The organism is Streptomyces hainanensis, from assembly GCF_004348415.1.
GTDB classification, from domain to species: Bacteria; Actinomycetota; Actinomycetes; order Streptomycetales; family Streptomycetaceae; genus Streptomyces; species Streptomyces hainanensis.
In genome coordinates this window covers 35357-43783 of record NZ_SMKI01000003.1, presented here as the reverse complement: position 1 = coordinate 43783, position 8427 = coordinate 35357, and the positions used below count along the sequence as shown (strand labels likewise).

Annotated in this window: 7 protein-coding genes; all 7 read left to right on the top strand. The window is 74.7% G+C overall.

The features are described from left to right. Window positions 1-48 precede the first annotated feature (48 nt). The 7 genes from E1283_RS00670 (at window position 49) to E1283_RS00645 (ending at window position 8403) form a co-directional block, all read left to right on the top strand. Window positions 49-990 (top strand): sugar phosphate isomerase/epimerase family protein, encoded by a 942-nt coding sequence (locus E1283_RS00670; protein ID WP_132815405.1) that lies wholly within the window; start codon window positions 49-51, stop codon window positions 988-990. Window positions 991-1183: 193 nt separating this feature from the next. Continuing rightward, window positions 1184-3286: a PQQ-dependent sugar dehydrogenase gene (locus E1283_RS00665; RefSeq protein WP_207930246.1), complete on the top strand. Its 2103-nt coding sequence runs from the start codon at window positions 1184-1186 to the stop codon at window positions 3284-3286. A gap of 93 nt (window positions 3287-3379) precedes the next feature. Continuing rightward, the gene (locus E1283_RS00660; RefSeq protein ID WP_132815401.1) at window positions 3380-4585 is read left to right on the top strand and encodes an inositol-3-phosphate synthase; all 1206 of its coding nucleotides are present in this window, start codon (window positions 3380-3382) and stop codon (window positions 4583-4585) included. Further along, window positions 4582-6033: an SCO3242 family prenyltransferase gene (locus E1283_RS39635; protein WP_341829897.1), complete on the top strand. Its 1452-nt coding sequence runs from the start codon at window positions 4582-4584 to the stop codon at window positions 6031-6033. The genes E1283_RS00660 and E1283_RS39635 overlap by 4 nt, the downstream gene beginning before the upstream one ends. Then, window positions 6030-6875, top strand: coding sequence for a sugar phosphate isomerase/epimerase family protein (locus E1283_RS38000; RefSeq protein WP_207930244.1), 846 nt, complete (start codon window positions 6030-6032; stop codon window positions 6873-6875). Before E1283_RS39635 ends, E1283_RS38000 begins: the two co-directional genes overlap by 4 nt. Further along, the gene (locus E1283_RS37995) at window positions 6872-7540 is read left to right on the top strand and encodes an EboA domain-containing protein (RefSeq protein WP_207930243.1); all 669 of its coding nucleotides are present in this window, start codon (window positions 6872-6874) and stop codon (window positions 7538-7540) included. Before E1283_RS38000 ends, E1283_RS37995 begins: the two co-directional genes overlap by 4 nt. Beyond that, window positions 7540-8403, top strand: a complete 864-nt coding sequence (locus tag E1283_RS00645) for a TatD family hydrolase (protein WP_132815399.1) — start codon at window positions 7540-7542, stop codon at window positions 8401-8403. Before E1283_RS37995 ends, E1283_RS00645 begins: the two co-directional genes overlap by 1 nt. Window positions 8404-8427 lie beyond the last annotated feature (24 nt).

Below are 8427 nucleotides of genomic sequence, written 5' to 3'. Positions count from 1 at the left end.
GCACCCACCCCCACGTGACACCACCCCCCAGGAAACACAGGAGCCGTCATGTGTTACGGATTCGACGGAGACAGATCCCTCACCGACTCACTCGCCGCCCGGGGCCTGGGCCGCCGCACGCTGCTGCGCGGCGCCGCCCTCGGCGCGATCGGCGCCGGCGCCGCCTTCGCCGCCGCCCCGACCGCCGTCGCGCACGGCAACGGGCACGGCCACGGCAACTCCCTCGTCCCGCGGAGCAAGATCAGCGTCCAGCTCTACACGCTCCGCGCGGACCTGGGCGGCGCGGCCGGCTACGACGCCACCCTCCGCTCGCTCGCCAGGATCGGCTACCGCAAGGTCGAGCAGGCCGGCTACTACGGCCGCACCGCCCGCGAACTGCGCCGCTTCCACGACAGCCTCGGCATCCGCACCACCTCCAGCCACGACGGGATCAGCGCCGACGACGCGGCCCTCGCCACCAAGCTGGAGAACGCCCGCATCATGGGCCAGAAGTACCTCAACGTGCCCTACCTCGCGTCCACCAACGCCGAGGACTGGTACCAGTGGGCCGAGCGGATGAACGTCGAGGCCCGCGCCGCGCGCCGCCACGGGCTCCACTACGGCTACCACAACCACGCCCACGAGTTCACCACCGACCTGGGCCGTGGCCGCACCCCGTGGGACATCCTCACCCGCGAACTCGACCCGCGCTACGTCCACCTGGAGATAGACCTCTACTGGACCGTCCGGGCCGCCGTCGAACTCGGCGAGCGCGACGTCGAGCGCTTCTCGCTCGACGTCATCCGCCGCGCCCCGCAGCGCGTCATCCAGTTCCACGTCAAGGACCGCAGCCGCACCGACGGCGACATGGCGGACCTCGGCACGGGCGTCATCGACTTCCCGAAGATCTTCCGCGCCCACAAGGTCGACGAGTACATCGTCGAGAACGACACCCCCGACGTCACGCCGCTCCAGTCGGCCGAGGTCGGGTACGACTACCTCGCCTCGTAGCGCGGTCCGGGCCGCGCGCCCGGGCTGACCCCTTCGACACCAGCCGCACTCCCCCCACGCACCCCCCTCGCTCCTGGTGGCGGCCGCTCCGGCCGCCACCAGGCAAGGCCCTGCCGTCTCGCTGGCACGAGCGGCACGGGCAACGAACCGTCGGCCATTCGCGCACGAAGAGGTAGCAATGCGAAGGAAAACCATGCCGACCCTCGTGGCGGTGATGGCGACCGCGCTGTTGAGCGTACCCGCTGTCGCCTACGCCCACGAGGGCCACGAGCACCCCCCCACCGAGCCCTCGACCTCCGAGTTCCAGAAGGTCACCCTCAACAGAACGCCCGGCGAACCCATCGACCTCGCCGTGCTCCCCGACGGCAGAGCGATGCACACCACCCGCAACGGGCAGGTGTGGATCAACAACCCCGACAACGGCCTCAACACGCTCGCGGCCGAGATCGACGTGTACGCGCACGACGAGGAGGGCCTGCAGAGCATAGCCGTCGACCCCGGCTTCAACGGCCGCTCCAACAGCTGGGTCTACCTGTACTACGCGCCGCCGATGGACACCCCCCTCGACGACCCGACCACCCCCAACGTCAACGAGGGCGACGCGCCCCTGACCGGCGACCCCGAGGACTTCGAGCCGTTCGAGGGCGTCACCCGGCTCTCCCGCTTCCAGCTGCGCGGCGACACGCTCGACCTGTCGACCGAGCAGGAGATCCTCGACGTCCCGGCCGACCGCGGCATCTGCTGCCACGTCGGCGGCGACATCGTCTTCGACCGCGCCGGCAACCTGTACCTGGCCACCGGTGACGACACCAACCCGTTCTCCTCCGGCGGCTACACCCCGATCGACGAGCGGGCCAACAGCAACCCCGCCTACGACGCCCAGCGCAGCTCCGCCAACACCAACGACCTGCGCGGCAAGGTGCTGCGGATCAAGGTCAACCGGGACGGCTCCTACTCCGTCCCGCGCGGCAACCTGTTCCGGCCCGGCACCGAGGGCGCCAGGCCCGAGATCTACCTGATGGGCCTGCGCAACCCGTTCCGGATCGAGATCGACCCGCAGACGGACGCGCTGTACATCGCCGACTACTCGCCCGACGCACGCGCCGACGACCCGGCGCGCGGGCCGGCGGGCACCGGCAAGTGGTTCTCGGCGACCCGCGCCGGCAACCACGGCTGGCCCTACTGCGTCACCCCCGAACTTCCCTACGTCGACTACGACTTCGCCACCAACACGTCGGGCGAGACCTTCGACTGCGCGGCGCCGGTGAACGACTCGCCGCGCAACACCGGACTCCGTGAACTGCCCCCCGTGGCGCAGCCGCAGGTGTGGTTCGGCTACGGCGAGTCGGCGGAGTTCCCGGTGCTCGGCACCGGCGGCATCGGCCCGATGGCCGGCCCCGCCTACGAGTACGAGCGTCGGGTCGCCAACCGGCCCAACTCCCGTGCCTGGCCCCAGGAGTACGACGGACAGGCGCTGTTCTACGAGTTCACCCGCGACCGCGTCTGGGGGATCGACCTCGACCGCGGGAACAACCTCTCCGGCATCGAGGAGGTGCTGGCCGACGTCGACTTCTCCTCGCTGATCGACATGGAGTTCGGCCCGGACGGCGCGCTCTACGTCCTCGAGTACGGCAAGGGGTACTTCGCCCAGAACCCGGAGGCCCAGCTCGCCCGCATCGACTACGTCGGCGACGGCAACCGCACCCCGGTGCCGCAGATCTCGGCGGACGTCACGGGCGGCCAGGCGCCGCTGACCGTCAACTTCTCCAGCGAGGGCACCACCGACCCGGACGGCGACCGGCTGCGCTACGCCTGGGACTTCGACGTGGACGGCCGGATCGACTCCCGGGAGGCCAACCCGAGCTTCACCTACACCGAGGACGGCGTCTACCGGGCCTCCGTGCGGGTCACCGACCGGACCGGCCGGGCCGCCTCGGCCGACGTGCGGATCGTCATCGGCAACCAGGTGCCCGAGGTCTCCTTCGTCACCCCGACCACCGGCCAGGAGTTCTCCTTCGGCGACACGATCCCCTTCGAGGTGACCGTCGCCGACGACCAGCCGATCGACTGCTCCCGGGTCTCCGTGACCTACAGCCTGGGGCATGACGACCACGCCCACGCCCTCACCACCGCCCGTGGCTGCACGGGCACGATCACGACCGCGCTCGACGACTCGCACGACCCGGAGCACGACAACCTCCTGGGCGTGTTCACCGCCAGCTACACCGACCCCGGCGTGAACGGGCTTCCCCCGCTCACCGGCACCGCCGAGGTCGCCCTCAACCCGGTGTTCTGACCGGGCGCGGGTGAGCCCCGGCCGGGCCCCGGTGTGACACCGGGGCCCGGCCGGGGCAACCCCATGGAAACACCCTTCAGGAGGTCAGCAGACATGTCCCCGCACCCTCAGCCGTCTTCCTCGTCGCCTCCCTCCTCCTCGCTCACGCCGCGCGTCGGGGCCTGGTTCGTCGGCGCCCGGGGCTCGGTGGCCACCACCGCCACCGTGGGCACCCTCGCGCTGCGCGCCGGGCTCGGCTCACCCGACGGCTGCGTCGCGGAACTGCCGGAGGTCGCCGTCGCCCGACCGCCGGCGCTCGGCGAACTCATCACCGGCGGCCACGAGTTGGGGCACGGCTCGCTGGCCAAGCGGGCCGAGGAACTGGCCGCGGGCGGCGTCTTCCCGGCCCACCTCGCCCGCGCGCTCAGCGCCGAACTCGCCGAGGCCGACGGCCGAATACGCCCCGGCGCCGGACCCGGCGGGGAGACCCAGCGGGCGGCCGCCCGCCGCATCCGGGACGACATCGTCGCCTTCCGGGACCGGCACGGCCTCGACCGGGTCGTCGTCGTGGACGTGTCGAGCACCGAGCCGCCGGCCCCCGACACGGCGGCGCTGCGCGACCTCGACCAGCTCGAACGGGCCCTGGACGCGGGGGAGTCGCCGCTGTCGGCGTCCTCGCTCTACGCCTACGCCGCCTACCGGGCCGGCTGCCCCGTCGTCGCCTTCACCCCCAGCCCGGGGCCGCGCCCCGCCGCGCTCGTCCAACTCGCCGCCCGCGAGGGCCTGCCGTGGGCCGGCTCGGACGGCAAGACCGGCGAGACGCTGCTCAAGTCCGCGCTCGCCCCGATGTTCGCCAGCCGCGCCCTGACGGTGCGGTCCTGGACCTCCGTCAACCTCCTGGGCGGCGGCGACGGCCGCACCCTCGCCGACCCGGCGGCCGCCGAGAGCAAGCTGCGCACCAAGGGCCAGGGCCTGGAGGCGATCCTCGGCCACCCCGTCGACGGTCCGATGCACATCGACTACGTCGCCGACCTCGGCGACTGGAAGACCGCCTGGGACCACGTCTCCTTCGAGGGCTTCCTCGGCACCCGGATGCAGCTCCAGTTCACCTGGAGCGGCTGCGACTCGGCGCTCGCCGCGCCGCTGGTGCTCGACCTGGTGCGGCTGACCGCGCGCGCCCAGGCCGCCGGCGAGACCGGCCCGCTCGCCGCCCTGGGCTTCTTCTTCAAGGACCCGGCGGGCGACGACGTCGCCCACGACCTGGGCACCCAGTGGCGCGCCCTCACCGCCTGGTGCGCGACGCTCGGGGAGCGGGCGTGAAGCTCCGTGACGCCGCCGAACTCGTCCGGCTGCCGGCCGCGTTGACCGTTCCGGGCGACAGCCTGGCCGGCGCGGTGTCGGCCGGCTGGCCCTACGGCCGCCGCACGTGGGCGGCGCCGGCCGCCTCCGCCTGCCTCTACCTGGCGGGCATGGCCCTCAACGACTTCGCCGACGCGGACCTGGACGCGCGGGAGCGGCCCGAACGGCCGATCCCGTCCGGGCGCGTCGACGCCTTCGAGGCCCTGGGCCTCGCGGCCGGGCTGACCGCCGCCGGCCTCGGCCTCGCCGCGGTGGCCGGCGGCCGGCGCGCCCTGCGGGTCGCGGTGCCGCTGGCCGCGACGGTCTGGGCCTACGACCTGTGGGCCCAACGCAACGCGGCGGGCCCCGCGTTCATGGCCGCCGCCCGTGGCCTCGACGTCCTGCTCGGCGCCGGCGGCAACGCCTCCGCCGCCGCGCTGCCGGCGCTCGCCGTCGCCACCCACACGGCGGGCGTCACGACCCTCAGCCGTGGCGAGGTCCACGGCGCCGGCCGCTTCACGGTCGCCGCGGCCCTCGCCGGCACGACCGCGGCCACCGTCCTGGCCGCGCTCGGCGCGGCCAGGACGGCCCGTCAGCCGGGCGCCGCCGTCGCGGCGGCAGCGGCCGCGGGCGGCCCACCGCCGCCCTCGCGCGCCCCGGGCACGCGTGCGGCCGGCGGCGGGGCCGCCAGGGGCGCGCGGGCCGCGTTGGCCGCGCTGCGCGCGGGCGTCGAGCGCCTTGCGGCCCCCGCGCCTGCCGGCCCCCGGGGCGGCAGGCGGCCTGCCGCCGGCACATCCACCGGTTCGCGGGGCGGCGGAGCCGCCGCGGGCGTTCGCGCGACCGTGGCCGCGCCGCGTGCCGGCGCCGCCGGCTCCGCGGACCTCTCTCGGCCCGCGCCGCGTGCCGGCGCCGCCGGTTCGGCGGCGGCGGTCGCCGTCGCGGCGGCGGAGGCCGCACGCGGCGCTGTGCGGGCGCCGCGCGCCGCGCGGGCTGCCAGCCCGCCTGCGGCCCGCGCCGGGGCCGCCACGGGCCTTCGTGGGGCCCTGCCGGCGCTGCGCGCGGGCGTTGAGCGCCTAGCGGCGCCCGCCCGCGGCGCGGAAGTCGCCGCGCGGCTCGCTGCCGGCACCACCACCGGCCCACCCGGCGGCGCGGCCGCCGCCCGTGTCGCGACGCCGCCCGTCGTCGCGGTCGGCGCGACGGCCGTGGCCGTCGCCTGGTACGTCGGAGGCGTCGGGCGGGCGCAGTTGGCCGCCGCGCGGGCGGCGGGGGACGCCGGCGTGGTGCGGGCCGCGACCGGGACGGGGGTGCGTGGCGGCATCAGGTTGCAGGCCGCGCTGCTCGCCGGCGCCGGGGCGCCGGCCGCCGCGGCCGCGTTGTCGGCGCTCGGCCCGCTCGCCCGTCTCGCCTCCCGAAGGGTCTCGCCCACATGACCACGGAACTCCGCTTCGGCTACGGCACCAACGGCTTCGCCAACCACCGCCTCGACGAGGCCCTGGCCGTCATCGCCGGCCTCGGCTACGACGGTGTCGCGCTGACCCTCGACCATCCGCACCTGGACCCGTTCGCGCCCGAACTCGCCGCCCGCACAGCCGCGTTGGCGCGCAGACTCGACGATCTCGGGCTCGGCGTCGTCGTCGAGACCGGGGCCCGCTACGTCCTGGATCCCTGGCACAAGCACGAGCCGACGCTCGTCTCCGCCGACGGCCGCGACCTCCGCGTCGACTACCTCGAACGCGCCGTGCGGGTCGCCGCCGACCTCGGCGCCGAGGCCGTCTCGTTCTGGTCCGGCACGCTGCCCGCCGGCACCTCGGAGGAGGAGGGCTGGCGGCGGCTCACCGCCGGCACCGCCCGGGTGCTGGAGGCCGCCGAACGGCACCACGTGCGCTGCGCGTTCGAGCCCGAGCCCGGCATGTTCGTCGACACCCTCGCCGGCGTCGCCGAGCTGCGCCGTCGGCTCGGCGACCCGCCCGCGCTGTGCGTGACCATCGACCTCGGGCACACCGTGTGCAACGAGGACGCGTCGACCGCCGACTGCGTCCGCGACGTCGGCCCGCTGCTCGCCAACGTGCAGGCGGACGACATGCGGCGCGGGACGCACGAACACCTGGAGTTCGGGGACGGCGAGATCGACCTGCCCGCCGCCCTCGACGCGCTGCGCGAGGTCGGGTACCGCGGGCTCGTCGCCGTCGAACTGCCCCGGCACGCGCACGCCGCGCCCACCGTCGCGGCCCGCGCGCTCGAGGCGCTGCGCAAGGCGGAGGCGGCCCGATGACGACTCCCGCCGCCGCGGCGCGGCTCGCCGAGCTCGTCACCCGGGTCACCGAGCACCCGAACCAGCTGCCGACGCTGTTCCCCGCCGTCGCGCGGCTGGTCGGCCGGGGCCCGACCGACCCGGCCGACCGGGACGGACTGCTGACCCTCCGCGTCGAGGACGACGCCCGCGTCACCCTGCTCGCCGCCGCGGCCGGCTCCGGCCGGCTGGACACGAACCAACTCGCCGCGCTCCTCACGGAGTTGTACGAGGAGGGCGACGGGGACGAGCGGCGTGCCGTGCTCCGCGCCCTCGACCGACTCGACGCCGTCGACCCGCGGGTCGGGCGCCGGCTCGTCGAGGACGCGCTCCGCAGCAACGACCCGCGGCTGATCGCCGCCGCCATGGGCCGGTTCGCCGCCCGACACCTCGGCGCCGACGCCTGGCGGCACGGCGTGCTCAAGTGCCTGTTCGTCGGCGTGCCGTTGGCGGCCGTCACCGACTGGGCCGACCGCGTCGACAGCGAACTCGTCCGCATGACGGCGGACTTCACCGCCGAACGGGAGGCCGCCGGCCGCACCGTCCCCGAGGACGCCCGTCGGATCCTCGCCGCACCCCGCCCCGACCCGGGCCCCGAGCCCTCCGAAGACCCCGAACATCCACAAGCGCGTGAAGGGGAGCGCTGATGCGCATCTTCGACCCCCACATCCACATGACGTCCCGCACCACCGACGACTACCAGGCGATGTACGACGCCGGCGTGCGCGCGGTGACCGAGCCGGCGTTCTGGCTCGGCCAACCCCGTACCTCCGTCGGCTCGTTCCGCGACTACTTCGACGGCCTCGTCGGTTGGGAGCGGTTCCGCGCCGCGCAGTTCGGCATCACCCACCACTGCACCGTGGCGCTCAACCCCAAGGAGGCCAACGACCCGCGCCTGGCCGGGGTGTTGGACCTGCTGCCCCGCTACCTGGCCAAGGACGGCGTGGTCGCCGTCGGCGAGACCGGGTTCGACGCGATGACGGAGGCCGAGGAGACCGTCTTCGTCCGCCACCTCGGCCTCGCCGCCGAACACGGCCTGCCCGTGCTGGTGCACACCCCGCACCGCGACAAGGTCGAGGGCACCCGCCGCAGCCTCGAACTCGTCGCCGGTTCCGGGCTGCCGCCCGGCATGGTGCTGATCGACCACCTCAACGAGGTGACCGTGGGCCAGGTCGCCGAGGCCGGCTGCTGGATGGGCTTCTCGATCTACCCCGACACCAAGATGGACGAGCACCGGATGGTGAAGGTGCTCTCCGAGTACGGCCTGGACCGGATGATCGTCAACTCCGCGGCCGACTGGGGGCGCAGCGATCCGCTGAAGACCCTGAAGACCGGTCGCGCGATGCTCGACGCCGGGTTCGGCGAGGACGACGTCGACCGGGTGCTGTGGCGCAACCCCGTGGAGTTCTACGCCCAGAGCGGCCGGCTGCTGCTCGACGACGCCCAGGCGGCCGACCCCACCGCCACCTGGGAGGGCAACTCCGTCCTGCGCGGACAGCGCCCCGTCTGAGTACCGGAAGGATCGAAGGAACGA